Genomic DNA, 26,641 nt, shown 5'->3' with positions numbered 1-26,641 from the left:
CGACGACGGCCCCCGGGCCACGACCGGCGAGGCCCGGGAAAGCAAGCTATATGTGTGAACAGATGTGAAGACTCTGTCGCGGTATTTAACTGCAACAGGCGTTTTTGTGGCGTAGCACTAATTAATTAAATAAAACACCGGTTAAATGTTTACTTGATGAAACTGTCTGATTACTATTGTCGCACTGTGTCCTTGTCACCCGCGTCCTACATAAGGTAGTCCACATGTCCTTGATCAATGAATACCGCGCCACAGAAGAAGCTATCAAAGAACTGCAAGCTCGCCTGAAAAACCTGTCCCAAGACGACAAACTGCAAACCGAGCTTGAATTCGAAGGCAAACTGCGCACTCTGATGGGCGAATACTCCAAGTCGCTGCGCGACATCATTGCCCTGCTGGATCCAGAAGCCAAGTCGAGCAAAGCACCACGTGGCGCCGTGAAAACTACCGGCACCAAACGCGCTCGCAAAGTTAAGCAATACAAGAACCCGCACAACGGCGAAGTCATCGAAACCAAAGGTGGCAACCACAAGACTCTGAAAGAGTGGAAAGCCAAGTGGGGCGGTGACGTGGTTGAAGGCTGGGCAACCCTGCTGGGCTAAGCCCCACCGGTTCGCAGCGTTCTTAGCGAACAAAAAAACGCCAGCGATGCTGGCGTTTTTTTTGCCTGTCATCTTTTCACTTCATCGCGGCCCAAGGCTTAAACGTTTGCGCAATTGCTGGCTGTAACCCTGCCACTCCCTGAGTACTTCTTGCTGCACTGGTGTAGACAGGTCCATCCACTCCCCCATCGCCGCATCAAAACTTTCCAAGGTATTAGGCGCGCCCCACTCCGGGGATGACAGCCGTTGTTGACAGAAAAGTCTCCAACGCTCCTGCTCTTCAGGATTCAACGTGTCTGGAAAGTTGCGTGCACGATATCGGAACAATAGTTCTGGTAAACGCTCATCATCGAAAGGCCAGCGTTCTCGAGCCAATTGCGCCGGGTCCGCCATGCGGACTTGTTCACATAAACGTCGATCGCGATCCCCCAGGAAGCCCGCGTATAACTGTTGCTCGGGATCCTCGCTGGCGGTGAAATCCTCGCGACCATAAATAGCCTGAAGTTTATCTTGCCAAACTTTCTGTGCGTCAGTTAGCCGCGATGCCCGTTGCTGATAGCCCTCCATGTCCAACTCCAGTCGCTGCTGGTCCTCGGCACGCAGCACCGACAATGGCGCGATCACCGGGCATTTGTTGATATGGATAAGCTTGAGCGGCACCGGCAACTCACCTTCGAGCAATTCTTCACGGCGGGTATACAAACGCTGGCGCAGGCTTTCGGCATCGTGGTCCAGCAGGCCCTGGGGGTCCAGGTGCAGGTCGCAGACGATCAGGGCGTTACGGTTTTTCGGGTGCCAGGCCAGCGGCAAGACCACACCGATGTAGTTGCGCGCCGCCGAGAAGCGACCGGAAATATGCACCATGGGCTGCAACAGACGGATCTGGTCCATCACCTTCTGTTTGCTGCGCAACTGGAATAGCCAGTCGTAGAGCCGGGGCTGCTGCTGACGGATCAGCCGGGCCAGGGCAATGGTCGCGCGCACGTCCGACAACGCATCGTGGGCCTGGCCATGGTCGATGCCATTGGCGGCGGTCAAGCGCTCGAGCTTGAGGGTTACGCGCCCGTCCTCTTGCGGCCAGACAATGCCTTGCGGGCGCAGCGCATAGGCCGCGCGCACCAGGTCGATCAAATCCCAGCGACTGTTGCCGCCCTGCCATTCCCGTGCGTACGGGTCGAAGAAATTTCGATAGAGGCTGTAGCGGGTCATTTCATCGTCGAAGCGCAGGGTGTTGTAGCCGGCGCCACAGGTTCCGGGCGCGGCCAGGTGCCCGTGGACACGGGTCATGAAATCGGCTTCGCTCAAGCCTTTTTCGGCCAGGCATGTCGGGGTGATACCGGTAATCGCACAGGCCGCCGGATGCGGCAGGATGTCATCGCTGGGCCGGCAATACAGGTTCACCGGTTCGTCGATTTCATTGAGTTCGAAATCGGTACGGATACCCGCCACCTGCAAGGGCCGGTCGCAACGCGGGTTGATGCCGGTGGTTTCGTAGTCGTACCAGAAGATGGAAGTCACGGGCTGTTCCTGAACTGAAGACTGGCGAAGTCTAGGCGCTCGGGCCCGCCCGAGACCAGCAGTCCTGTAACTTTTGAATTCCAACACGGGTTCCACGCCCACAGTTTGAACCCTGGTGCTCATACGGGCAGTGCTCGCCTCCTCAATCCTGTTGCAAACCATGAAATGACCTGCACAGTTGTATCGTTTGCCCGCACGAAGACTGCTAGCATCTGGGCCGAGATTGAACATTCGGTCTGGCCCATCACAGGTTGCCCATGCTCGAGACACCAGCACTGCAAAGGAACGCGACGCTGCCCGCGCCCCTGGACACGCGCTATCAGGTTGAAACGCCCGAAGGCATCGACCTGCCGCTGCGCCCGGCGGGGCTGATGCCGCGTGCAATCGCCTTCGCCATCGACCTGGGCATACGCGGGCTGGTCCTGGGGCTTTTCTTTCTGGTCCTGGCGTTTTTCGGCGAGCTGGGGATCGGCCTTGGGTCCATCCTGCTGTTTGTCGTCAGTTGGTGGTACATGGTGCTGTTCGAGGTGCTCAACCAGGGGCGCTCTCCCGGCAAGCAGATCATGGGGCTGCGCGTGGTGCAGGACGATGGCCGGCCCATCGGCTGGTCGGCGTCGTTGATCCGCAACCTGCTGCGTTTCGTCGACATGCTGCCCTTCGGCTACACCTTCGGGGCCATCAGTTGCCTGCAGCATCCGGCGTTCAAGCGCTTGGGCGATCTCGCGGCCGGCACGCTGGTGGTGTATCGCGAACAGCCGGTCAAACGCCCTGCATTGCCAATGGCAGCGCCGATACGAACACCTTTCACCCTCAGCCTGCATGAACAACGCGCCGTGCTGGGCTTCGCCGAACGCCAGGCCGAACTGTCCCAGGCGCGGGTCAACGAACTGGCTGCCATCCTGGCCGCGCCACTGAACGTCCAGGTGCCAAACGCCGCGGCCGAACTCAATGGCGTCGCCCGCGGCCTGCTGGGGCCAACATGAAGCAAAGCCTGTTCGAAAGCCGTCACCAAGGGGAATGGGAGCACCTGGCCCGGCAACTCGACCAACTGGAGCGCAGCCGCAGCGTGCCCCAGAGCAGCGACTTTCCCGCCACCTACCGACGGCTTTGCCACCACCTGGCATTGGCCCAGGCCCGGGGCTACAGCAGCTTGCTGGTCGACACACTGCAACAACTCGCGCTGCGCGGTCACCAGCAACTGTACCGGGATCGCAGCCGGCCATCGACCGGTCTCTCGGCGTTTATCCTGGCCGGTTTTCCCCGACTGGTGCGTGAACAATGGCGATTCGTGCTGGCCGCCAGCCTGATGTTCCTGGGCAGCCTGGTGGGTATCGGGCTGCTGGTCTATCTGTTCCCGGAACTGGTCTACAGCGTGCTCGGCGCCGACGAAATCAGCCAGATCCGCAGCATGTATGACCCCGCGTCCGGGCACCTGGGGCGTTCGGTCGAGCGCGCCGCCAGCGAGGACTGGGTCATGTTCGGTTACTACATCATGCACAACATCGGCATTGCCTTTCAGACCTTTGCCAGTGGCTTGATGTTTGGCCTGGGGAGCGCGTTCTTCCTGTTTTTCAATGGCCTGACCATTGGCGCGGTGGCTGGGCACCTGACCCAGATCGGCTCCGGGGGAACATTCTGGTCGTTCGTGATTGGCCACGGCGCCTTCGAACTCACTGCCATCGCCCTGGCCGGGGCCGCAGGCCTGCAACTGGGCTGGGCTCTGATTGCGCCGGGACGCCTGAGCCGAGGCGAGGCCTTGCGGCTCGCGGCGGGCAAAAGCGTACTGATGATCGGCGGTGTGATGCTGTTCCTGCTCATTGCCGCGTTCATCGAGGCCTACTGGTCTTCCAGCGCCGTGACGCCCGCCACCAAATACACGGTGGGCGCCTTGTTGTGGCTGTTGGTCATCAGCTATCTGTCGCTTGCCGGACGGGTCCGCCATGCGCCTGAGTGACGCCACCGTCGTCATCCGCCCACGCTCCACCTGGGAAGCCATGGACCTGGGGGTGTTGATGAGCCAGCAGCATCGACGCCTGCTGATGACCAGTTGGGCGATCATCACGTTGCCGGTGTATCTGTTGCTGACCCTGCTGCTGTGGGATTCACCGTCGCTGGTGGTGATGCTGTTCTGGTGGTTGAAGCCGGCCTTCGACCGGCTGCCGCTGTACATTCTGTCCAAGGCACTGTTTGGTGAAACCCCCACCTTGCGCCAGGCGTTGCGCCAGTGGCCGGCGCTGCTCAAGCCGCAGTTGCTGGCCAGCCTGACCTGGCGCCGGCTGAGCCTGAGCCGCAGCTTCCTGATGCCGGTGGTGCAACTGGAGGGGCTTAGCGGTGAGGCGCGGACGCAACGCTTGCGGGTTTTGATGCAACGCAACCGCGGCGCGGCGCAATGGTTGACCATCATCGGCGTGCACCTGGAAACCGCCTTGTGGTTCGGCCTGATGGCCCTGTTCTACCTGTTCGTGCCACAACAAGTCGAACTGCAATGGGATTGGGAGACGCTGGTGTCAGCGGCCGAGCACGACTGGTTGTGGTTCGAACACCTGGTCAACTTCCTCTACCCGCTGCTGCTGATCTTGTGGGAGCCGGTGTATGTGGCCTGCGGCTTCAGCCTCTACCTGAACCGGCGCACCATCCTCGAAGCGTGGGACATCGAACTGGTGTTCCGACGCCTGCGTCAGCGCCTGAGCGGCGTGGCTCCGGTGTTGATGCTGCTGGCGTTCATGCTGCTGTCGCCGACGCCCCCGGCGTTTGCCGCCGAAGACAGCGACGCCCCCGATAGCCCGCGGCTGCTCAACCAGCCCCTCACCAGCGAAGCCTCCCGGGAGGGTATCAAGGCAATCCTCGACGCCCCGCCATTCAAGAACCCCGAGACCGTCATCCGTTATCGTTTCGGCGAAGAAACTGCCGAATCCCCCGAGACCGAGACCGAGGCCAAACCGAGCTGGCTCAAGGACCTGTTCAAATGGCTCGGCAGCCAACGTTTCGACATCGCCGCCGCACTGATCCAGGTGGTGCTGTGGGCCTGCCTGGTGGCAGCGATCGCCTGGTTGGCCTGGCGCTACCGTGAAAGACTCAAGGCCCTGGCCAATCGCCGACCGACGCAGCGCCTGCCGGTGGAACGAGCCGCACCGGCACGCATGTTCGGCCTGGATATTCGCGAAGAGAGCCTACCCGCCGATGTGGCCACCCGCGTCGAACAACTGTGGGCCACGCAACCCCGTGAAGCCCTGGGCCTGCTGTACCGGGCGCTGCTCAGCCGGTTGCATCATGACTTCAAGATCCCCTTGAAACCGGCCGACACCGAAGGCCAGGTGCTGGAACGCGTCGAACAGCTCAAGCAGGACAACCTGCTGGGCTTCAGCAAAAACCTGACCCTGCATTGGCAGAACATTGCCTATGGGCATCGTCCACCGCCGACACACCTGCAACAGGAATTGTGTGACGGCTGGCGCGAGCTGTTCGGTCCGGGAGCCTCTCGATGAGCCGGCATGCAGGGTGGCTGATCGGCGCCGTGCTGGCCGCGCTGGTGTGCGCATTCGGCCTCTACCTCTACACCAAGGCCGAACCCTATGAAGAGGTCGTCGAGCACGGCCCCTCCCCTGAAGCCCAGGCCAATCCTTACCTGGCCGCCGAACTTTTCCTGCGCCAACGGGGGATCAACGTCGAGCACGCCAACAGCCTGGAGGTGCTGCCCAGCCTGGAACCTCGCCAGCACAGCCTGCTGTTGCTGGGCGAGCGAACCCACATGACGCCACGGGAAGTCGAACAGTTGATGAACTGGACCCGGGCCGGCGGACGCCTGGTCTTTGTGGCCGAAGCCTTGTGGGACAACAACACCGGCAGCAGCGGCGACCTGCTGCTTGATCGCGTGCGCCTGCGTCAACTCCTGAGCGAAGACCTCAAGGAGCCCGCGCCCGAACTGATCAAGGACCGTTACCCGGAACTGACCAAGCTCTACCTGGAAGATGAAGAGGCGCCGGCGTATATCGGCTTCGACACCGATTTCCACCTCGAAGACCCGCATAACCTGGCCCAGGCCTGGGCCAACAGCGCGCTGTCGACCCACATGATGCAGTTGAACCTCGGCCTGGGCTCGATCACCGTGATCACCGACGCCGAGCTGTGGAAGAACGACGCCATCGACCAATACGACAACGCCTGGCTGCTCTGGTATTTGAGCGCCGACACGGACGTCACCCTGCTGTTCAACACCGACCACGACGACCTGCTGACCTTGCTGCTGCGCTATTTCCCCCAGGCACTGGTGGCCCTGCTGGCTCTGGTTGCGCTATGGCTCTGGCGCTCGGCGGTACGCCATGGCCCACTGCAACAACCGGCGCCCAAGGCGCGGCGTCAGTTGGAAGAGCATGTGCAGGCCGGCGCCGGTTTCCACCTGCGCCACAACGGCCAGGCGTACCTGTTGCATGCCTTGCAACAAGACGTACTGCGCCGGGCACGTCATCTTCACCCAGGCTTCGAACAACTGGCCGTCGCCGAACAATGGCAGGTACTCGCCCGCCTGACCCGCCAGCCCACGCGAGCCATCAGCCAGGCCTTGAGCCCCCGGCCGAAACAGCGCATGTCCCGCGCAGAGTTCTGCCGCCAGGTCGCCCATTTGCAAACCCTTAGGAATGCCTTATGAGTTTTCCGCAGATAAATCCGCAAGAACACTCGAATTCATCTATCGTACGGCGTTACCAAGCCTAGTAATAACCGGCGCTGTAGCCGATTTTGTTTTCCGCATAAATTTCCGCAGGAATCACCGAGTAAGTAGCCGTTTAAGGGCGCCGGAATCAAACGATGATCACCTCGAAAACGTACCTTGACCCAGTACTGCCAGAAAATCTGCCCGACTCGATCATTCAGTCCGCGGATCAGTTGCCCCGCAAGGCAGAATTTCTGGCCGGACGACTTGCCGATGAGACATCGAAGCAACTGGCGGGCCTGTTGCGCATCACCAATACCTATTACTCGAACCTGATCGAAGGGCATCGAACCGAGATCGCCGACCTCCAGATTGCTCGCACGACACCAAAACGGGAAAGAAAAGAGCTCAAAGAGCTGGCCGTACAACACATGACGCAGCAGGAGGTGATGGAGCGGCTGCTTCGCATGCGGCCAGCGGATAATTTCTCTGCCATGTTCGATCCCAGGTTGATCGCGGCCATCCATCGTCGACTGTTCAAAGATGCTTCCACGCAGGAACTGACCCTGAGCGATGGGCGCATGATGGAACCGGGCAGGCTGCGGGTCGAAGAGGATGAACAGGTCCAGGTCGGCGCGCATATCGCTCCAGCGGCTGCAGTTGTATTGCCCATGCTTGAGCATCTGCAGTTGCACTACGGACGAATAAAGGATCCGCGACGCCAACTGATCGCGGCCCTGGCAGGCCATCACCGAGTGGCGCTTGTGCACCCCTTCCTCGATGGCAATGGTCGAGTGATTCGGATGCTCACCCACCTGCAACTGGTTCACCTCGGGCTAAAACCTTTCCTCTGGTCACTGTCCCGCGGCCTGGCTCGCAGGCAAGATGAGTACTATCGCTTCCTGGCTTTGGCTGATCGTCCTCGTGAAGGAGACTATGACGGGCGCGGCCAACTCTCACAGCGTCACTATTTCAACTTCATCGAGTTCATGCTCGATGTCTGCCACGACCAGATTGAGTACATGACGACCTCGCTAAACCCAGCCAAGCTGCGCGAGCAGGTTGTTCATGTGTTCTCAACGGATCCTGAGCTTCGCCGTGCCGGCATCAGGCATACCAGTGCAGCTGCCGTGCTGGCGCTGCTCACCCAAGGGGCGATGCCGCGTGCAGAGTTCAAGGTGTTCACAGGTTTGAAGGATCGGCTTGCCACGGAGGAACTGAGCCGCTTGATCGACGCGGGGATTGTGGTCAGCAGGACCCCCAGATCCCGCACGGTGGAGGCGGGTTTGCCCGCACGCTTCGCTGGGTTGATCTTTCCAAACCTGCACTTCCAAATGGGCTAGGTTATGTCGGCGGCTCAGATGTCACCGCCCAGTCATGGCAAAGCATGAAATGGTTAGATCATGTAACTAGATGATTTATCTAATAGGAATAGGATTTAACCGTTAGGAGAACTCCAGAATTGACGACTGAACAGAACGAACCTGTCGACGGCCAGGCCCACGCCGCCCAACAGCGTCAGCGCGCCAGTCAGTTGGCCCAGGCCATCCGCACCGAGCTGCGCAAAGCGGTGGTCGGCCAGAGCGCGGTGATCGACGATGTGCTCACCGCGCTGATCGCCGGCGGGCACGTGCTGCTCGAAGGCGTTCCCGGGCTGGGCAAGACCTTGCTGGTGCGGGCCTTGGCCCGCTGTTTCAACGGCGAGTTCGCGCGCATCCAGTTCACCCCCGACCTGATGCCCAGCGACGTCACCGGGCACGCGGTGTACGACTTGCAGACCGAGCAGTTCAAGCTGCGCAAGGGCCCGGTGTTCACCAACCTGCTGCTGGCCGACGAGATCAACCGCGCACCGGCCAAGACCCAGGCCGCGCTGCTCGAAGCCATGCAGGAACGCCAGGTCACCCTCGAAGGCCGCGCCCTGCCCATCAGCCAGCCGTTCATGGTCCTCGCCACCCAGAACCCCATCGAACAGGAAGGCACCTACCCGTTGCCCGAAGCCGAGCTCGACCGCTTCATGCTCAAGGTGCGCATGGACTATCCGGACGCCGACCAGGAGCTGGACATGGTGCGCCAGGTCAGCCGCTCGACCCGCGCCGACATGCTCGACGTGCAACCGCTGCGCGTGGTGTTGCAGGCCAAGGACGTGCAAGCGCTGCAACGCATTGCCAGCGACCTGCCGATGGACGACCAGGTGCTCGACTACGCCGTACGCCTGGCCCGCACCACCCGCAGTTGGCCGGGCCTGACCCTCGGCGCCGGACCGCGCGCGTCGATTGCCCTGGTGCGGTGTGCCCGGGCCCGGGCGTTGTTGCGCGGCGGCGAGTTCGTCGTGCCGGACGACATTAAGGGTTGCGCCCTGGCGGTGCTGCGCCATCGCGTGCGGCTGGCGCCGGAGCTGGACATCGAAGGGCTGTCGGTGGATCAGGTGCTGGGGCAGTTGCTCGATCAAGTGCCGGCGCCGCGCTTGTGAATACGCATTTCATGATGGAGAGACTCATTGTGGCGAGGGAGCTTGCTCCCGCTGGGCTGCGAAGCAGCCCCCTGGCTTTGCCTGGCACACCGCAAGGGGACGCTACGCGTCCAGCGGGAGCAAGCTCCCTCGCCACGGGGAACCTCACAGCCGCAAATTCCTTTGCCAAGGCAAGCGCCCCCTGCGAGGGAATGCACCCATGAAACCCTCGCGCCTGCTCTTGATCTGGCTCGCGCTTCTGCTGGCCCTCGGCATTGTGCTGGGCGCGCTGCGGGCACTGGGCGTGGCGCTGCCAGCGACACTGCTGTCGATCAACTGGGGTTTGCTGCTGGCCTTGCTGGCGCTGGCGCTGCTCGACGCGGTGCGCGTCAGGCGCCTGCCCTCGCCGCGGGTACAACGGCAGATGCCCGGCAGCCTGGCCCTGGGTCGCTGGGGTGAAATCCGCTTGGACATCAGCCATGACTTTGCCCAACCGCTGGAGGCGCAGGTCTTCGATCACGTCCCAGATGGCCTGGACTTCGAAAACCTGCCCCTGTCCGTCGAGCTGCAACCCGGCCAACGCAGCCAGGTCGGCTACCGCCTGCGCCCGCTCGAGCGCGGGCACTTCGCCTTCGAACATTGCGAAATCAACCTGCCGAGCCCATTGGGCCTGTGGACCGACAAGCGTCTGCTGGATGCGCTCGATGAGACCCGGGTCTACCCGGATTTCGCCAGGCTCTACGACGGTCAACTGCTGGCGGTGGACAACTGGCTCAGCCAACTCGGCATCCGTCAGCGGCAACGGCGCGGCCAGGGCCAGGAATTTCATCAACTGCGCGAATTTCGCGAGGGCGACAGCCTGCGCCAGATCGACTGGAAGGCTACGGCCCGCCATCGCACGCCGATTGCCCGGGAATACGAAGACGAGCGCGACCAACAGATCATCTTCATGCTCGACTGCGGCCGGCGCATGCGCAGCCAGGACGGCGAGCTGTCGCACTTCGACCACGCCCTCAACGCCTGCCTGCTGCTCAGCTACACCGCGCTGCGCCAGGGCGATGCCGTGGGCCTGAACACGTTCGCCAGTGATCAGCCCCGCTACCTCGCCCCGGTCAAAGGCCCGGGCCAGCTCAACGTCTTGCTCAACACCGTGTACGACCTCGACAGCAGCCAGCGCCCCGCTGATTACCAAGCAGCCGTGACCCAGTTGCTGGCTCGGCAAAAACGCCGGGCCCTGGTGGTGCTGGTGACCAACTTGCGGGATGAGGACGACGCCGATCTGCTCGCGGCCGTGAAACGGTTGGGCCAACAGCATCGAGTACTGGTGGCCAGCCTGCGGGAAGAAGCCCTCGACCGGTTGCGCCAGGCGCCGGTGCAAACCTTGCCTGAAGCCTTGGCCTATTGCGGAACGGTGGACTACTTGAATGCCCGGGCCGAACTGCATCAGCAACTGAGCGCCCATGGCATCCCGACCCTGGATGCGCGCCCCAGTGAGTTGGGGGCGCAATTGGTGACGCAATATCTTGCATGGAAAAAGGCGGGGACCGCATAGGTCCTACAGCGAGCCAGCAAAGCTCCAGCTGACTACAGCGCCTTGCGCAACGGACTACAGATCCGCCAGAATCCGCCGGCTTGTGTGCCTTGGCCTTGCCCCGTAACTTGATTCGCGTCGCTGATATCCAGCGATCGGGTTTAGTCGCCCGGGGTGTGTTACCAAGATGCATTGCGTTTCCATCAGTCAGGTCTCCCTATCCCTGCTCTTGATGGTGGCTGTGCGCAGGGCGCTTCGGCGCGCCGGTTTTTGGTGACACTTCCCCGGTCGACTAACCTGCGTACAGCCGCCACCCTTCGTTTAGTCGCGAAGTGGTCAAGGCATCATTTAAGGGAAATCACCATGATCAAACCAACCCCCAATCCACCCCATCCCGACCCGCTCTCCCCCCACGAAACCCTCGATCCCGGAAAGCTCGACGAAGCCGCCCAAAGAGCCCTGGACTACTACCTCAAGCCCAACCACGGCCAACCCGACAAGAAGCCTGCCAAACAACCGGATTACTTCATCGTCGCCCCTGACGCCGACCCCGAAGGCATGCTCGCGCACACCTACGAAACCTTCTGCTCGGTGAGCACACTGATCCTGGATTTATCGGAAGACCTGGAAGGCGCCCCGCGCAATCTGGCCCTGGCAATTCACCAGATGGGCGAGATGGGGGTGTTGTTGCTGGAGAAGATGCTGGATAACGAAGCGAAGGTTCAGCGCTAGAAGAGGTGTATGAGAAACCTGTGGGAGCGAGCTTGCTCGCTCCCACAAAGTGTTGCGCCAACAAAAGTGACCGGGGCTCAGGCCGATTCCGGCAACGGATAAAAACTGAAATATTGCTGCAATGCGCTGATCAGTTGCCCGTACTCCGGCGGCGCCCATTGCAGGCTGAAACCGGCGTCGAAATGCTGCGGCGTCACGTCTTCGCGGCACCACAGGCAATTGGCCCTGAGCACAATGTTCTGCTGCGGTCCCTCATCGGAAGGGATTTTCAGGTGCAAGTCAAAGTCCGCACCGACCATCAACGGTAAATGGCTGATCAGCATCAGGCCATCTGCAGAAACGTTGCCCAAAAAACCGATGGGCTTGCCGTTGACGCCATTAAACACTCTCAGGAAATACGGCAGCTGCTGCCGTTCGATGCGCCGTTTTCTGTACATGTCCTGTATCGCTTTTTGAACGACCCCGAATCGGGGCAACCTAATACTTCGGAACGAGCACACGCCAGCTCGCTCTCCCCGATCCCGGTGCCAGACGCTCGCAAGCGTTCAAGCCTAGTGCTGCCGGTCACAGGTGCCGCTTGAAGTTAGAGATTTAGCTCTAATGACGATTTGTACAAATATAGCTCATGGTCGTGTGGCAGCCAGTCCGTGCGCACACCTTTCATAAACAAAAATACCCGGGGGGCTTGTGGCCAGGGATCGCCCCCGGCCCATGGCTTGATGAGCCTGTCAGGACGCCGTCGGGCGGATCGCCGACGCGCTGCGGGTCGGGTAATGGCCCAAGCTCTGCAAGGTCTCGAGCCGGGCGCGGGCGCGGAAGGCGTATTCACTGTTAGGGTATTGCGTGATGATGAACTGGTAGGTCTGCGCCGCATCGACAAACAGCTTCTGCCGCTCCAGGCACTGTCCGCGCAGCATCGAGACTTCCGGCTGCATGTAGCGACGGGCGCGACTGGCGCGGTCGACCTGGGACAGTTCGAGCATGACCTGCTCGCAATTGCCGCGGTCATAGGCCTTGTAGGCCAGGTTCATGTGATGGTTCATCGACCAACGGGTGCAGCCCGTGACGCTCAGGGCCAGGGCAACAAAAAGCACGAATCGCATGGGAGGTTCTCCTGTCTTGAGCTCTGTATCGACCTGGCTGGGAAAATCTTCAGCCTGAAAACGCTTGCCATGGCTGGCACACACCCCGTGGCGAGGGAGCTTGCTCCCGCTGGGCTGCGCAGCAGCCCTGAAACCTGGCCCCTCGGTGTATCAGGCAGCCCGGGTTCAACTTGTTTGGGGTCGCTTCGCAACCCAGCGGGAGCAAGCTCCCTCGCCACAAGAGCCTGTGGCAGGCTTTAACGAGGTGTGAAAATTTTCAGGAATGTTCATTTCGAAAAACAAACGAAAAAGTAGTGCATATGAACAATGACTACACCCAAAGAGCATAGTAGCCTTCGCTGGCGCTTGAACTTGAGGAGTCTTGCATGTCCGTCCGTCGCACCAAAATCGTCGCTACCCTTGGCCCGGCCAGTAATTCGCCGGAAGTTCTCGAACAGCTGATTCTGGCTGGCCTGGACGTCGCCCGCCTGAACTTTTCCCACGGTACCCCCGAAGAACACAAGGCACGTGCCAAGCTGGTGCGCGACCTCGCCGCCAAGCACGGCCGTTTCGTTGCCCTGCTGGGCGACCTGCAAGGCCCGAAGATCCGCATCGCCAAATTCGCCAACAAGCGCATCGAGCTGAAGATTGGTGACACCTTCACCTTCTCCACCAGCCATCCGCTGACCGAAGGCAACCAACAGGTGGTGGGTATCGACTACCCGGACCTGGTCAAGGACTGCGGCGTGGGCGACGAGTTGCTGCTCGACGACGGTCGCGTGGTGATGCGCGTCGAGACCGCCACTGCCACCGAACTGAACTGCGTCGTGACCATCGGCGGCCCGCTGTCGGACCACAAAGGCATCAACCGTCGCGGTGGTGGCCTGACCGCACCGGCCCTGACCGAAAAAGACAAGGCCGACATCAAGCTGGCCGCAGAGATGGAAGTCGATTACCTGGCCGTGTCCTTCCCACGTGACGCCGCCGACATGGAATACGCCCGTCAACTGCGCGACGAAGCCGGCGGTACTGCCTGGCTGGTGGCCAAGATCGAGCGCGCCGAAGCCGTCGCCGACGACGAAACCCTCGACGGCCTGATCAAGGCCTCCGACGCCGTGATGGTGGCCCGTGGCGACCTGGGCGTGGAAATCGGCGACGCTGAGCTGGTGGGTATCCAGAAGAAGATCATCCTGCACGCACGCCGCCACAACAAAGCGGTGATCGTCGCGACCCAGATGATGGAGTCGATGATCCAGAACCCGATGCCGACCCGCGCCGAAGTGTCCGACGTAGCCAACGCCGTACTGGACTACACCGACGCCGTGATGCTCTCGGCCGAAAGCGCCGCGGGCCTCTACCCGCTCGAAGCGGTGCAAGCCATGGCGCGTATTTGCATCGGCGCTGAAAAGCACCCGACCAGCAAGACCTCCAGCCACCGCATCGGCAAGACCTTCGAGCGCTGCGACGAGAGCATCGCCCTGGCGACGATGTACACCGCCAACCATTTCCCGGGCGTGAAGGCGATCATCGCCCTGACCGAAAGTGGCTACACACCGTTGATCATGTCGCGCATCCGTTCCTCGGTGCCGATCTACGCATTCTCCCCGCACCGCGAAACCCAGGCTCGCGCCGCCATGTTCCGTGGCGTCTACACCGTGCCGTTCGACCCGGCCGCCCTGCAACCGGGCGAAGTCAGCCAGGCGGCGGTGGATGAACTGGTCAAGCGCGGCGTGGTGCAGACCGGTGACTGGGTCATCCTGACCAAAGGCGACAGCTACCACACCATCGGCGGCACCAACGGGATGAAAATCCTGCATGTTGGCGACCCGATGGTCTGAGTGACCGAGCGCTGAAAAACAAAAGCCCTGCCATGTGAATGGCGGGGCTTTTTGGTTTTTGCCCTTGGGGAATGTAGTGCCTGAACTGGCCCCTGCAGAACTTATTGCCTGTTGATAAACCCCGACAACGCCGCAACCGCCTCGGGCGAACGCAGCCGCTGGGTGAACAGCTTGCCCTCTGCTTCAATCACCTTGCGCAACAGTTCCCGGTCCGGCGCTTTCATCAGTTGCTTGCTGATACTCACCGCTTCAGCCGGCAACGATTCGAAGCGCAACGCCACCTCCCGCGCCTTGGCCAATGCCGCCTCGCCACTGTCCATTGCCTCGGTGGCAATGCCCCAGGCGACCGCTTGTTCGCCACTGAAGCCCTCGCCCAACAGCAACAATTGCGCGGCCCTGGCCTGGCCCAGCAACCGTGGCAGGATGAGGCTGGAGCCGAATTCCGGGCATAGCCCCAAGTTGACGAACGGCATGCGCAGCCGCGCGTCCCGGCTGACGTAGACCAGGTCGCAATGCAACAGCAACGTGGTGCCGATGCCCACCGCCGGCCCGGCCACGGCGGCGATCACCGGTTTGCGGCAATCGAGCAGGCTGAGCATGAACTGGAACACCGGGTTATCGAGGTCGTTCGGTGGTTGCTCGAGGAAGTCGACGATGTCGTTGCCGGCGGTGAAGCAGTCGCTGGAGCCGGTGAGCAGCACTGCGCGAATCTGCGGGTCAGTATCGGCCATCGCCAGGGCTTGGGCCAGCTGACTGTACATGGCCCGGGTCAGGGCGTTTTTCTTTTCCGCACGGTTCAAGCGCACCGTCAGCAGGCCGCGTTCTCGGTCGAGCAACAGGGTTGGGGTCATGGTCGGTCTCGCGTCTGGAAATCAGCGCTCAACCACGGGGCAGGAAGACGTCGGCCAGCAGTTGGTTGCGCGGCAAGCCGGCCAGGTACAAGCGTTTGGCAAAGGCCTCGACCCGGTCGGGATGGCCGCAGAGTAAGGCCTGGGTTTGCCGTGAAACAAGCCGCAGTTGCGCCAAGGCGGACGGCGCCTCGGCCGCGGTCAACAGTTCCACGGTGAGGTTTGGGTGCTTGGCCGCCAGCGCCGCCAGGGGTTTGGCCAGGTAATGCCCGGCCGCATCATGGGCCACGTGAATAAGGCGAATCGCGCCTTGGTGATCCTGACGCAAGGCTTCGCGCAGCAAGCCGAACAGCGGCGCCAGGCCAGTGCCGGCGGCGAGCAGCCACAGCGGCCGGGCGTGCCAGTCGGGGTCGTAATGCAGGGCACCGCCGCGCAACTCGCCCAGGCGGATCGGATCACCGGCCTTCATCCGCCGGGCCGCATCAATGAATTGACCGGGCTCGCGGCAATCGAGGTGGAATTCCAGGAAACGGTCTTCCTCGGGCAGGCTCGCCAGGGAATACGGCCGGGCCACGTCGCCGGCCCACAGCACCAGATGCTGCCCGGCCTGATAACGCAGCGACCGCTTGGGGGTGATGCGCAAGCGCAGCACATCGCCACCAAGCCAATCCACCGCCGCCACCTGAGCGGCCTGGCCGTCACGTTGCGGGTCGAAGGTGTGGATCTGCACATCCTCGACCACCTGGCATTGGCAGGCCAGCCGCCAGCCCTGGTCGCGCTGCGTCGGGCTCAGGGCGTCGGGGCGGCTGTCGCGCACATCACCGCCCACACACTGCACCAGGCAGGCGTGGCAACTGCCGGCGCGGCAACTGTAGGGCACCGCCACGCCTGCACCGTTCAAGGCGTCCAGCAGGTTACTGCCCACCGCCACCGTCCATTGCCGACCGGCGACTGTCAGTTCAGGCATCGACGTTCTCCCAGGCGGCAGCGCACCGATTGCGGCCGTCTCGCTTGGCACGGTACAGGGCCTGGTCGGCACGCTGCAACGCGTTGTCCAGGTCATCGCCCATTCCCAGCATCGTCATGCCCGCCGACAAGCTGAGGGCGCCGACCTGCAGACCGATCAGCTCGACTTCTGTGAATGCCAGCCGCAGCCTTTCACAGCAGGCCGTCAGGCGCTGGGGGTCGCAGGCAGGCAGCAGCATGACGAACTCCTCGCCACCATAACGGGCCAATACATCGCCCTCGCGCAGGCACGCTGTGGCGACCGCGGCAAATGCCTGCAGCACCTGATCGCCGGCGGCGTGGCCGTGCAGGTCGTTGATGCGCTTGAAATGGTCGAGGTCGATCAGGGCCAGGCCATGGGCGATGCCGGGCCTGAGGGTGTTGAGTTCGCGCGAAGCGAGGCGCAGGAAGTGGCGGCGATTGAACAGCCCGGTCAGCTCGTCGGTGGCCACCAGGTCTTCGAGCTGGCGCATCATCCCGCGCAAGGTGTCCTGGTGCGCCTGCAGGGCAAACCGCCGCTGGCGCATGCGCTGACGTGATATCTGGACGTAGCGGGCGTAAAACACCAGCCACACCAGCACCAGAAACAGCACGGCCACCTGCAACCCGGCCAAGGTGGGATCGGGAAGCCTGAAGAAGTAACCGTCCCAAAGGGTAATAGCGGCGAAGCTGATGAACACCAGCGTCGCGCAGCGCACGAAGGCCCGGCGCGACAGATGAAACAGCCCGAACAGCAGGATCAATACATAAAACACCAGGAACACGCCCCGAGCCTGGTCCAGGTGCGCCATCATCCAGGTCTGCCAGCCCAGGCCGATCAACACCTGCGCTTCGGTAAGGCTGGGGTCGGCGAAGCGCAGGTTACGATCCGTGATAAACAGCGCGAACAGCCCAGCCTGGCACAGCACGACCAACACGCTGCCGATGATGACACCGCGCAACGAATCGAGGTAATGACCACTGAAAAATGCCAGCCACAATAAAACCAGTGCCAGCGCGTACGTCGCTGCCGCCAAAGCGAAGCGTTTCAGCAAAAGACGTTGAATGGCGTTATGGGTCAATCGTTGACTCACCATGGGAAAGGAAACTGACAGGAGGCGTCCTACGCTACAGGCCAGACGCCACTTTAGTGGCGTGTAGGACAAATGACCATTCAATTCTGGAGCAGAAAAATGGCGTCAAAGCAATGGCCCAGATTGACGCATCCGTAGGTCGTCCTGGTCCCCGTGGCGAGGGAGCTTGCTCCCGCTGGACGCGCAGCGTCCCCTTGCGGTGTGTCAGACAAACCAGGGGGCCGCTACGCAGCCCAGCGGGAGCAAGCTCCCTCGCCACAGGTTTCACTTCCCTCATCAATCCGTCGTGATCGGGAGCAAGCTCGCTCCCACAGGGTGCCGGCCTGCGATATACTGCCGCGCCTTTTTAGCGTCGCGCCAGCATGCCCGGCGTGCCTTATAGAGGTGCCGCCCGTCGACCGATGCACCCAAGCGGCCGGCACCTTATTGAATGTTCCCGTCTTTAGAGAGGAGCGCGACTCATGACCGTGATCAAGCAAGATGACCTGATACAGAGCGTTGCCGACGCTTTGCAGTTCATTTCCTACTACCACCCCGTGGATTTCATCCAGGCGATGCACGAGGCCTACCTGCGCGAAGAATCGCCGGCGGCCCGTGACTCCATGGCGCAGATCCTGATCAACTCGCGCATGTGCGCCACCGGCCACCGGCCGATCTGCCAGGACACCGGCATCGTGACCGTGTTCGTGCGCGTGGGCATGGACGTGCGTTGGGACGGCGCGACCATGAGCCTGGACGACATGATCAACGAGGGCGTGCGTCGCGCCTACAACCTGCCGGAAAACGTCCTGCGTGCGTCCATCCTCGCCGACCCGGCAGGCGCCCGCAAAAACACCAAGGACAACACCCCGGCAGTCATCCACTACTCCATCGTCCCCGGCAATACCGTGGAAGTGGACGTGGCGGCCAAGGGCGGCGGCTCCGAGAACAAGTCGAAGATGGCCATGCTCAACCCGTCCGACTCCATCGTCGACTGGGTACTGAAAACCGTGCCGACCATGGGTGCCGGCTGGTGCCCACCGGGCATGCTCGGTATCGGCATCGGCGGCACCGCCGAGAAAGCTGCGGTGATGGCCAAGGAAGTGTTGATGGAATCCATCGACATCCACGAGCTCAAGGCGCGCGGCCCGCAGAACCGTATCGAAGAGATGCGCCTGGAGCTGTTCGAGAAGGTCAACCAACTGGGCATCGGCGCCCAGGGCCTGGGTGGCCTGACCACCGTGCTCGACGTGAAGATCATGGACTACCCGACCCACGCCGCTTCGCTGCCGGTGTGCATGATCCCCAACTGCGCCGCCACCCGTCACGCCCACTTCGTGCTCGACGGCAGCGGCCCGGCGTCGCTGGAAGCGCCACCGCTGGACGCCTACCCGGAAATCGTCTGGGAAGCCGGCCCGTCGGCTCGCCGCGTGAACCTCGACACCCTGACCCCGGAAGAAGTCCAGAGCTGGAAACCGGGCGAAACCGTGCTGCTCAACGGCAAGATGCTCACCGGCCGCGACGCGGCGCACAAGCGCATGGTGGAAATGCTGAACAAGGGTGAAACCTTGCCGGTGGACCTCAAGGGCCGCTTCATCTACTACGTCGGCCCGGTCGACCCGGTAGGCGACGAAGTCGTCGGCCCGGCCGGCCCGACCACGGCCACGCGGATGGACAAGTTCACCCGCCAGATCCTCGAGCAGACCGGCCTGTTGGGCATGATCGGCAAATCCGAGCGCGGCCCGACCGCCATCGAAGCGATCAAGGACAACAAGGCCGTCTACCTGATGGCCGTCGGCGGTGCCGCTTACCTGGTGGCCCAGGCGATCAAGAAATCCAAGGTCCTGGCGTTCGCCGAACTGGGGATGGAAGCGATCTACGAGTTCGAGGTCAAGGACATGCCGGTGACCGTTGCGGTCGACAGCAAAGGCGAGTCGGTGCACATCACCGGTCCTGCCATCTGGCAAAAGAAGATCAGTGACAGCCTGGCGGTGGAAGTGCAGTAACAGGCACTTTGCTGCTGTAAAAAAGGCCGGTGGGCGACAAGCCCACCGGCCTTTTTTTTTGTGCAAACCGTGGCGAGGGAGCTTGCTCCCGCTTGAGCGCGTAGCGCTCACAAAAGGGTCTGCTACGCAGCCCAGCGGGAGCAAGCGCCCTCGCCACAATGAATGACACCTTGAATATGGATGTGCAGCCGTCTTCGCAACCGCCATGCTATCGTGCCCGCCCGACTTGCAACTGTTCACACCAGCATGCTGCCAACTACCCGTACCTTGCGTCTGTCGTTGTACACCTTGCTGATCCTCACCGGCGCAGCCGTTGCCGCCACCCTCGCCGTGCGCCACGCCGAACGCGTGGCCCTGGAAGAAGACGCCAGCCGTGCCAACCAGCAGTTGGCGCTGTACGCCAATTCGTTGCACACCCTGATCGAGCGCTATCGCGCCCTGCCCGCCGTGCTGGCGCTGGACCCGGAGTTACGTTCGGCCCTCAAGGGACCGGTCGGCGCGGCGCAGCAGGATGTGTTGAACCGCAAGCTGGAACGGATCAATGGCGCCGCCCAGTCATCCACCCTGGAATTGCTCGACCACACAGGCTTGGCCGTCGCGGCCAGCAACTGGCGCCTGCCCAGCAGCTATGTCGGGCACAACTATGGCTTTCGTCCGTATTTCCTCCAGACCCGCACCCAGGGCACCGGACGTTTTTATGCGGTGGGCGTGACCAGCGGCATCCCGGGATACTTCCTCTCCAGCGCCGTGACCGACGACAACGGCGAGTTCCTCGGCGCGATGGTGGTAAAGCTGGAGTTTCCGGAGCTGGAACGCGAATGGCGCCAGGGCAGCGACACTCTGCTGGTCAGCGATGCCCGGAGCATCATCTTCATCGCCAACCGCCCAGGCTGGCGTTATCGCCACTTGCAGCCGCTGAGCGACAGCGACCGCGCCGAGCTCAAGGCCACCCGTCAATACGACAAACAACCGTTGCAACCGCTGGCTTACGAAACGTTGCGGCGCTTTGACGACAATAGCCATCTGGCCCGGGTCGAGACGCCCGATGGCTCGGCGGACTACCTGTGGGAATCCTTGCCGCTGACCGCCGAAGGCTGGACGCTGCACTTGCTGCGCCGTCCGCAGATCGCCTTCGAAGACCGCCGTAATGCCGGGCTCGCGGCCGCCGGTTCGTGGCTGGCGCTGGTGTTCCTGCTGCTGTTTCTCAACCAGCGCTGGCGCCTGGCAAGGTTGCGCCAGCGCAGCCGCGAAGAGCTCGAACGGTTGGTCGAAGAACGTACCCGGGATCTGCGCACGGCCCAGGACGGGTTGGTGCAATCGGCCAAGCTGGCGGCACTGGGGCAGATGTCGGCGGCCCTGGCCCATGAAATCAACCAGCCCTTGACCGCCCAGCGCATGCAATTGGCGACCCTGCGCTTATTGCTCGATCACGGTCGGGTCGATGACGCCTACAAGGCCCTCAAGCCGGTGGACGACATGCTGACGCGTATGGCCGCCCTCACCGGCCACTTGAAAACATTTGCCCGCAAAAGCCCCAGCGGCCTGCGCGAACGCCTGGACCTGGCGGCGGTGGTCGACCAGGCGCTGCAATTGCTGGACACGCGCCTGCGCGACGAACAGATCAGCACCGTGTTGCACCTGACTCGACCGGCCTGGGTGCGCGGCGATGCGATCCGCCTCGAACAAGTGTTGATCAACCTGCTGCGCAATGCCCTCGACGCCATGGCCGAGCAACCCATCAAGCGCCTGGAAGTGCGCCTGGAGGCCGATGAGCAATTGTGGCGCCTGACCGTCAGCGACAGCGGCAGCGGGATCGCCGAGGAACACCTGGCCCAGGTGTTCGATCCGTTTTTCACCACCAAGGCGGTAGGCGACGGCTTGGGCTTGGGGCTGGCGGTTTCCTTCGCGATCATTCATGAATCCGGCGGGCGGCTGACGGCAGACAATCACGAACATGGCGCAGTATTCTGCGTGACCTTGCCCATCGATCAGGAGGCCCAACTGCATGCTTGATTCAGTCATGGTCGTGGATGACGAAGGCAGCATCCGCAGTGCCGTCGAGCAATGGTTGAGCCTGTCGGGGTTCCAGGTGCAGTTGTTCAGCCGCGCCGACGAATGCCTGGCCCGGTTGCCGGAGCATTTCCCCGGGGTGATCCTCAGCGACGTGCGCATGCCCAGCCTCAGCGGCCTGGAGCTACTGGCCGAAGTACGCCGCCGCGACCCGGACCTGCCGGTGATTCTGTTGACCGGCCACGGCGACGTGCCCATGGCTGTGGAGGCCATGCGTGACGGCGCCTACGACTTCCTGGAAAAACCCTTCAGCCCCGAAGCCCTGCTCGGCAGCCTGCGCCGGGCCCTGGACAAGCGCACCCTGGTCCTGGAAAACCGTCGCCTGCATGAACAAGCCGACGCCCGGGCCCGCCTCGATGGCACGCTGCTGGGCGTTTCCCGTGCGTTGCAAAACCTGCGGCGCCAGGTGCTGGACCTGGCCGCACTGCCGGTCAACGTGTTGATCCGCGGCGAAACCGGTAGCGGCAAGGAACTGGTCGCCCGTTGCCTGCACGACTTCGGCACGAGGGCGAGCAAGCCCTTCGTCGCGTTGAACTGCGCAGCCATTCCCGAAGCGCTGTTCGAAGCGGAGCTGTTCGGTCACGAAAGCGGCGCCTTCACCGGCGCCCAGGGCAAGCGCATCGGCAAGCTCGAATACGCCAACGGCGGCACGCTGTTCCTCGATGAAATCGAGAGCATGCCCCTGGCCCAACAGGTCAAGTTACTGCGGGTGTTGCAGGAACAGAAGCTCGAACGCCTGGGTTCCAACCAGAGCATCCAGGTGGACCTGCGCATCATCGCCGCCACCAAGCCCGACCTGCTGGACGAAGCCCGGGCCGGGCGTTTTCGCGAAGACCTGGCCTATCGCTTGAACATCGCCGAGCTGCGCCTGCCGCCGCTGCGAGAACGGCGCGAGGACATTCCCCTACTGTTCGAGCATTTCACCCACAGCGCCGCCGAACGCCTGGGTCGCGCCGCCGCGCCCCTGAGCGGCCCGCAATTGAGCCACCTGCTCAGCCACGACTGGCCGGGCAACGTGCGAGAGCTGGCCAATGTCGCCGAACGCCAGGTGTTGGGGCTCGATCAACCACAGGCCCTGGAGACGGAGCCGGGCCAGTCTCTCGCGGCCCAGCAGGAAGCCTTCGAAGCCCAATGCCTGCGCGCCGCCCTGACGCGGCACAAAGGCGATGTGAAAGCCGTGCTCGAAGAACTGCAACTGCCGCGCCGCACCTTCAATGAAAAGATGCAACGCCATGGGTTGAGTCGGGAGATGTTTTTGTAGGGTGTTGATCGCTCCCACGCTCCCGCTGCCGCCAGGGACGCTCCGGAGGTGACGCAGAGCGTCACGGGATGCATTCCCACGCAGCGTGGGAACGATCAACATAAGCGGATTCCCGCTCATGCCGAATCCAAAGCAAGCGGATTTCCGCTCATTCAACGTCACTACCCCCTCTAAACCGGCCTTCTGCCACCTGGCACAGCTCCTGCTATAGCCCTGGCAGGCTGCGTTCCCACGCGCTCCACAAAAACAATTAAACGAAGGATCCTTCAATGGATAACTCCAACGCCCTGCCCCTTGGGTCGGCTGCCGTGCCCGCCCGTGAAAGAACCACCGCCAGCCGGATCAAATCGATCTTCAGCGGCTCGGTCGGCAACATGGTCGAGTGGTATGACTGGTACGTCTACGCCGCTTTCTCGTTGTACTTCGCCAAAGTCTTCTTCCCCAAGGGCGACACCACCGCCCAATTGCTCAATACCGCCGCGATCTTCGCCGTGGGCTTCCTGATGCGCCCGATCGGCGGGTGGTTGATGGGCCTGTACGCCGACCGCGCCGGTCGCAAACGTGCGTTGATGGCTTCGGTGTACCTGATGTGCTTCGGCTCGCTGATCATCGCCTTGAGCCCGAGCTACGAAACCATCGGCGTCGGTGCGCCGATCCTGCTGGTGTTTGCCCGCCTGCTCCAAGGCCTGTCGGTGGGTGGCGAGTACGGCACCTCGGCGACCTACCTGAGCGAGATGGCGACCAAGGAACGTCGCGGCTTCTTCTCCAGCTTCCAGTACGTGACCCTGATCTCCGGCCAGCTCATCGCCCTCGGCGTGCTGATCGTGCTGCAACAGTTCCTCACCACCGAACAGCTGTATGCCTGGGGCTGGCGCATCCCGTTCGCCATCGGCGCGCTGTGTGCGATCGTGGCGCTGTACCTGCGGCGCGGCATGGAAGAAACCGAGTCGTTCACCAAGAAGGAAAAAGCCAAGGAAAGCGCCATGCGCACCTTGCTGCGCCATCCCAAGGAACTGATGACCGTGGTCGGCTTGACCATGGGCGGCACGCTGGCGTTCTACACCTACACCACCTACATGCAGAAATACCTGGTGAACACCGTCGGCATGAGCATCTCCGACTCCACCACCATTTCCGCCGCCACGCTGTTCCTGTTCATGTGCCTGCAACCGGTGATCGGCGGGCTGTCGGACAAGATCGGTCGCCGGCCGATCCTGATCGCCTTCGGCATCCTCGGCACGCTGTTCACCGTGCCGATCCTCACCACCCTTCACACCATCCAGACCTGGTGGGGTGCGTTCTTCCTGATCATGGCCGCGCTGATCATCGTCAGCGGCTACACCTCGATCAACGCCGTGGTGAAAGCCGAGCTGTTCCCCACCGAAATCCGCGCCCTGGGCGTCGGCCTGCCGTACGCACTGACCGTGTCGATCTTCGGCGGCACCGCTGAATACATCGCCCTATGGTTCAAGAGCATCGGCATGGAAACCGGTTACTACTGGTACGTGACGGCCTGCATCGCCGTATCGCTGCTGGTGTACATCACCATGAAAGACACCCGCAAGCATTCACGGATCGTGACCGACTGACCTCCAAGTCGTACAAACAAAAAGGGGCGAACCTGACAGGGTTCGCCCCTTTTTTCGTTCCTGGCTAAAGATCTTTCTGACATTAATCCCTGGTTAATGCCTGACCTTCACCCTCATCCTCAACAGAACGCCACTCGAATACGCCGGCAATGGCCTCATTGACCGCTCTGCTGCAACGGCTAACACATCGATTTTATCGATTTATTTGAGCATTTTTTTGCGCTTTTTAATCAAATTAACAAGCGTAATATCAACTCCACACCCAAGGCGCTAACGCCAAACATTCTGGAGCACGACCATGAAAACCAAACTGATCATCGCCCTGACCCTTTCCGTACTGGCTGCCAACACCTTTGCTGCCGACGGTTTCGACCGCACCAGCTCGGCCATCGCCGCCGATGGTTATGACCGTACGAGCGCCGCCACCGTCGCATCTGATGGTTACGACCGTACTAACGGCGCCACCGTTGCTGAAGACGGCTTCGACCGCACTAACGGCGCCACCGTTGCTGAAGATGGCTTCGACCGCACTAACGGCGCCACCGTTGCCGAAGATGGCTTCGACCGCACTAACGGCGCCACCGTTGCCGAAGATGGCTTCGACCGCACTAACACTGCTGCCATCAGCTAACCCGAGAACGACACCCTCACAGCCCGGCTTCGGCCGGGCTTAGTTATTCATGGGCTATGGAAAAAGGAAGACCGCCAGTGGTTTTGTTATCGCCACTCATCAAATTGTGGGAGCGGGCTTGCTCGCGAAGACAGTATGTCAGTCGACATCTATGTGTCTGAACCTGCGCATTCGCGAGCAGCCTGCTCCCACAGTGTCCCAGGGTGCTGACAAAAACAGCGCGGCCCTGCACTATCTTCCAATCCCTTTGAAAGCCCACCGCAGGACCTTCTTCAACCATGCCCGATGACATCCACTTCTACGAACCCGCCAACGGCCACGGCCTACCCCACGACCCATTCAACGCCATCGTTGGCCCGCGCCCCATTGGCTGGATTTCGTCCCAGGATGCCGAAGGCCGCCTGAACCTTGCGCCCTACAGTTTTTTCAACGCCTTCAACTACATTCCACCGATCATCGGGTTCTCCAGCGTTGGGCGCAAAGACAGCCTGAACAACATCGAACAGACCGGCGAGTTCGCCTGGAACCTGGCCACGCGCCCGCTGGCCGAGCAGATGAACCAGAGCTGCGCGATGGTCGCCCCAGAGGTCAATGAGTTCGAACTGGCGGGTTTGACGGCCGCCCCATCACGGGTAATCCAGGTTCCACGCGTCGCCGAAAGCCCGGTGTCCTTCGAATGCAAGGTCACGCAGATTATTCAACTGCAGCGAGCGGACAAAGGGCTCGTGCCAAGCTGGCTGATCCTCGGCGAAGTGGTCGCCGTGCATATCGCCAAGTGGTTGTTGAAAGACGGGGTGTACGACACCGCCGCCGCCGAGCCGATCTTGCGCGGTGGCGGGCCGGCGGATTATTTCCAGCTGGGGCCTGAGGCGTTGTTCAAGATGCATCGCCCGAAGTAAGCGACACGGCTCTCAAGAAGAAACAGCAACCTGTGGCGAGGGAGCTTGCTCCCGCTGGACGCGCAGCGTCCCCTTGCGGTGTGTCAGACAAACCGGGGGGCCGCTTCGCAGCCCAGCGGGAGCAAGCTCCCTCGCCACAAAAGCCCTACCGGGTGATCGTGCCGCTACCAGACCAACCCGCCCTCGTCGTCGACACCTTTGAGGTGGGTCAGCTGCAGGGCTGCCGCTTCATCGGCTTTGACCGCGGTCTCGAAGGTTTGCTCTTCAAGGATCTTGTTGAAACGCGGCGCACCGGAACCACCGATGGCCTTGGTGGCGATGGCGGCATGGTAGCCGCCGCCTTCTTTGGGGATTACAGCGGAAACAGCTTCAAAGGTTTCAAAGGCTTTACGTGCCATGTCTTGTGCATCCTGGCGGTGGAAAATGACGCTCATTAAACCTTCAACCAGCCAGTTTGTGTACCTGCGCCAGGCACCCTTCGGTCGCCTGGGCGGCGGACACGTCGCGGAACGTATGGAAATCCAGGCTGCTCACCACCAGGTCTTGCACCAGCTCGGCAAATATCGCCATGGCCGGGGAATTGAAGTAGGCATCCATGGCCGCCTGATTGACCCAAAGCCCGGACACCAGCCACAAATCGGCATCGCACTGCGAATGCTGCAAGGCAAAGTACAGGCAACCGGGGGCCTGGCGCGAAGGCGCGATCAGCGTACTCAGGCGTGCGCCCAGTTGCTTGGAGCAACCGACGCGGGCCCGGACAAAAGCCATGTGACTGACGGGGATCTGTGTAGACATGTTCAACCCTCCCAGGTCATCCGTTGTGCAGCCGGGGACAGGCCGCGACAGGATCAAAGGTTAAGCGCCGCCCTGCCAGTTTCGT

Annotated in this window: 24 protein-coding genes; 16 read left to right on the top strand and 8 right to left on the bottom strand. The window is 62.0% G+C overall.

Annotated elements, in window-relative coordinates:
- Positions 1-224: 224 nt before the first annotated feature.
- The gene (mvaT, locus tag BLT00_RS10280) at positions 225-602 is read left to right on the top strand and encodes a histone-like nucleoid-structuring protein MvaT (RefSeq protein WP_003205091.1); all 378 of its coding nucleotides are present in this window, start codon (positions 225-227) and stop codon (positions 600-602) included.
- Positions 603-683: 81 nt separating this feature from the next.
- On the opposite strand, the gene sbcB is transcribed toward mvaT, so the two are convergent.
- Positions 684-2,120: an exodeoxyribonuclease I gene (gene sbcB / locus BLT00_RS10275; RefSeq protein ID WP_092145089.1), complete on the bottom strand. Its 1,437-nt coding sequence runs from the start codon at positions 2,118-2,120 to the stop codon at positions 684-686.
- 257 nt (positions 2,121-2,377) lie between these two features.
- On the opposite strand from sbcB, the gene BLT00_RS10270 reads away from it, so the two are divergent.
- From BLT00_RS10270 to BLT00_RS10235, 8 genes are all read left to right on the top strand, one after another.
- Positions 2,378-3,103 (top strand): RDD family protein, encoded by a 726-nt coding sequence (locus tag BLT00_RS10270; RefSeq protein ID WP_092145087.1) that lies wholly within the window; start codon positions 2,378-2,380, stop codon positions 3,101-3,103.
- A complete protein-coding gene (locus tag BLT00_RS10265; protein ID WP_063324592.1) occupies positions 3,100-4,074 on the top strand; it encodes a stage II sporulation protein M in 975 nt (324 codons plus the stop codon). The genes BLT00_RS10270 and BLT00_RS10265 overlap by 4 nt, the downstream gene beginning before the upstream one ends.
- Entirely contained in the window at positions 4,061-5,605 is a 1,545-nt protein-coding gene (locus BLT00_RS10260) for a DUF4129 domain-containing protein (protein ID WP_092145085.1), read from the top strand. Before BLT00_RS10265 ends, BLT00_RS10260 begins: the two co-directional genes overlap by 14 nt.
- The gene (locus BLT00_RS10255) at positions 5,602-6,765 is read left to right on the top strand and encodes a DUF4350 domain-containing protein (protein WP_092145083.1); all 1,164 of its coding nucleotides are present in this window, start codon (positions 5,602-5,604) and stop codon (positions 6,763-6,765) included. Before BLT00_RS10260 ends, BLT00_RS10255 begins: the two co-directional genes overlap by 4 nt.
- A gap of 158 nt (positions 6,766-6,923) precedes the next feature.
- Positions 6,924-8,111 (top strand): Fic family protein, encoded by a 1,188-nt coding sequence (locus BLT00_RS10250; RefSeq protein WP_092145081.1) that lies wholly within the window; start codon positions 6,924-6,926, stop codon positions 8,109-8,111.
- A 119-nt stretch (positions 8,112-8,230) separates the two neighbouring features.
- Positions 8,231-9,238, top strand: a complete 1,008-nt coding sequence (locus tag BLT00_RS10245) for an AAA family ATPase (protein ID WP_072345504.1) — start codon at positions 8,231-8,233, stop codon at positions 9,236-9,238.
- A 199-nt stretch (positions 9,239-9,437) separates the two neighbouring features.
- Positions 9,438-10,769 carry a DUF58 domain-containing protein gene (locus BLT00_RS10240; protein ID WP_092145079.1) on the top strand — a complete coding sequence of 444 codons (1,332 nt, stop codon included), beginning with the start codon at positions 9,438-9,440 and terminating at the stop codon, positions 10,767-10,769.
- 342 nt (positions 10,770-11,111) lie between these two features.
- Positions 11,112-11,480 (top strand): DUF6124 family protein, encoded by a 369-nt coding sequence (locus BLT00_RS10235; protein WP_092145077.1) that lies wholly within the window; start codon positions 11,112-11,114, stop codon positions 11,478-11,480.
- A gap of 77 nt (positions 11,481-11,557) precedes the next feature.
- Here the strand turns inward: BLT00_RS10235 and BLT00_RS10230 are convergent, their stop codons facing one another.
- Together BLT00_RS10230 and BLT00_RS10225 are read right to left on the bottom strand one after the other, a co-directional pair.
- Positions 11,558-11,917 (bottom strand): PilZ domain-containing protein, encoded by a 360-nt coding sequence (locus BLT00_RS10230; protein ID WP_092145075.1) that lies wholly within the window; start codon positions 11,915-11,917, stop codon positions 11,558-11,560.
- A 291-nt stretch (positions 11,918-12,208) separates the two neighbouring features.
- A complete protein-coding gene (locus BLT00_RS10225; protein ID WP_053124682.1) occupies positions 12,209-12,583 on the bottom strand; it encodes a tetratricopeptide repeat protein in 375 nt (124 codons plus the stop codon).
- A 365-nt stretch (positions 12,584-12,948) separates the two neighbouring features.
- Between BLT00_RS10225 and pyk the strand changes: the two genes are divergently transcribed.
- Complete coding sequence (gene pyk, locus BLT00_RS10220; protein WP_063324585.1) at positions 12,949-14,400, top strand: pyruvate kinase; 1,452 nt, start codon at positions 12,949-12,951, stop codon at positions 14,398-14,400.
- A gap of 101 nt (positions 14,401-14,501) precedes the next feature.
- On the opposite strand, the gene BLT00_RS10215 is transcribed toward pyk, so the two are convergent.
- The 3 genes from BLT00_RS10215 to BLT00_RS10205 are packed head-to-tail and all read right to left on the bottom strand — an operon-like array spanning position 14,502 to position 17,314.
- Positions 14,502-15,251, bottom strand: coding sequence for an enoyl-CoA hydratase-related protein (locus BLT00_RS10215; protein WP_092145073.1), 750 nt, complete (start codon positions 15,249-15,251; stop codon positions 14,502-14,504).
- Between the two features lie 28 nt (positions 15,252-15,279).
- A complete protein-coding gene (locus tag BLT00_RS10210) occupies positions 15,280-16,215 on the bottom strand; it encodes an iron-sulfur-binding ferredoxin reductase (RefSeq protein ID WP_092145071.1) in 936 nt (311 codons plus the stop codon).
- Positions 16,208-17,314 (bottom strand): GGDEF domain-containing protein, encoded by a 1,107-nt coding sequence (locus BLT00_RS10205; RefSeq protein WP_063325235.1) that lies wholly within the window; start codon positions 17,312-17,314, stop codon positions 16,208-16,210. Before BLT00_RS10205 ends, BLT00_RS10210 begins: the two co-directional genes overlap by 8 nt.
- Before the next feature lie 473 nt (positions 17,315-17,787).
- On the opposite strand from BLT00_RS10205, the gene BLT00_RS10200 reads away from it, so the two are divergent.
- From BLT00_RS10200 to BLT00_RS10175, 6 genes are all read left to right on the top strand, one after another.
- Positions 17,788-19,311, top strand: a complete 1,524-nt coding sequence (locus BLT00_RS10200) for a fumarate hydratase (protein WP_063324582.1) — start codon at positions 17,788-17,790, stop codon at positions 19,309-19,311.
- A 246-nt stretch (positions 19,312-19,557) separates the two neighbouring features.
- Positions 19,558-21,324 (top strand): sensor histidine kinase, encoded by a 1,767-nt coding sequence (locus BLT00_RS10195; protein WP_092145069.1) that lies wholly within the window; start codon positions 19,558-19,560, stop codon positions 21,322-21,324.
- Positions 21,317-22,642 carry a sigma-54-dependent transcriptional regulator gene (locus BLT00_RS10190; protein ID WP_092145067.1) on the top strand — a complete coding sequence of 442 codons (1,326 nt, stop codon included), beginning with the start codon at positions 21,317-21,319 and terminating at the stop codon, positions 22,640-22,642. The genes BLT00_RS10195 and BLT00_RS10190 overlap by 8 nt, the downstream gene beginning before the upstream one ends.
- Positions 22,643-22,911: 269 nt before the next feature.
- Positions 22,912-24,231, top strand: a complete 1,320-nt coding sequence (locus tag BLT00_RS10185) for an MFS transporter (RefSeq protein WP_063324580.1) — start codon at positions 22,912-22,914, stop codon at positions 24,229-24,231.
- A gap of 298 nt (positions 24,232-24,529) precedes the next feature.
- The gene (locus BLT00_RS10180; protein WP_092145065.1) at positions 24,530-24,862 is read left to right on the top strand and encodes a hypothetical protein; all 333 of its coding nucleotides are present in this window, start codon (positions 24,530-24,532) and stop codon (positions 24,860-24,862) included.
- A gap of 278 nt (positions 24,863-25,140) precedes the next feature.
- The gene (locus BLT00_RS10175) at positions 25,141-25,761 is read left to right on the top strand and encodes a flavin reductase family protein (RefSeq protein ID WP_063324578.1); all 621 of its coding nucleotides are present in this window, start codon (positions 25,141-25,143) and stop codon (positions 25,759-25,761) included.
- Between the two features lie 164 nt (positions 25,762-25,925).
- On the opposite strand, the gene BLT00_RS10170 is transcribed toward BLT00_RS10175, so the two are convergent.
- Both BLT00_RS10170 and BLT00_RS10165 read right to left on the bottom strand, forming a co-directional pair.
- Positions 25,926-26,159, bottom strand: coding sequence for a hypothetical protein (locus BLT00_RS10170; protein WP_063325233.1), 234 nt, complete (start codon positions 26,157-26,159; stop codon positions 25,926-25,928).
- 43 nt (positions 26,160-26,202) lie between these two features.
- Complete coding sequence (locus tag BLT00_RS10165; protein WP_092145063.1) at positions 26,203-26,556, bottom strand: putative quinol monooxygenase; 354 nt, start codon at positions 26,554-26,556, stop codon at positions 26,203-26,205.
- Positions 26,557-26,641 lie beyond the last annotated feature (85 nt).

The sequence above is a fragment of the Pseudomonas sp. NFACC51 genome (assembly GCF_900103575.1).
Lineage (GTDB): Bacteria > Pseudomonadota > Gammaproteobacteria > Pseudomonadales > Pseudomonadaceae > Aquipseudomonas > Aquipseudomonas fluorescens_Q.
Note: the sequence above shows the minus strand (reverse complement) of the source record. Positions and strands in the feature narration are given on the sequence as shown.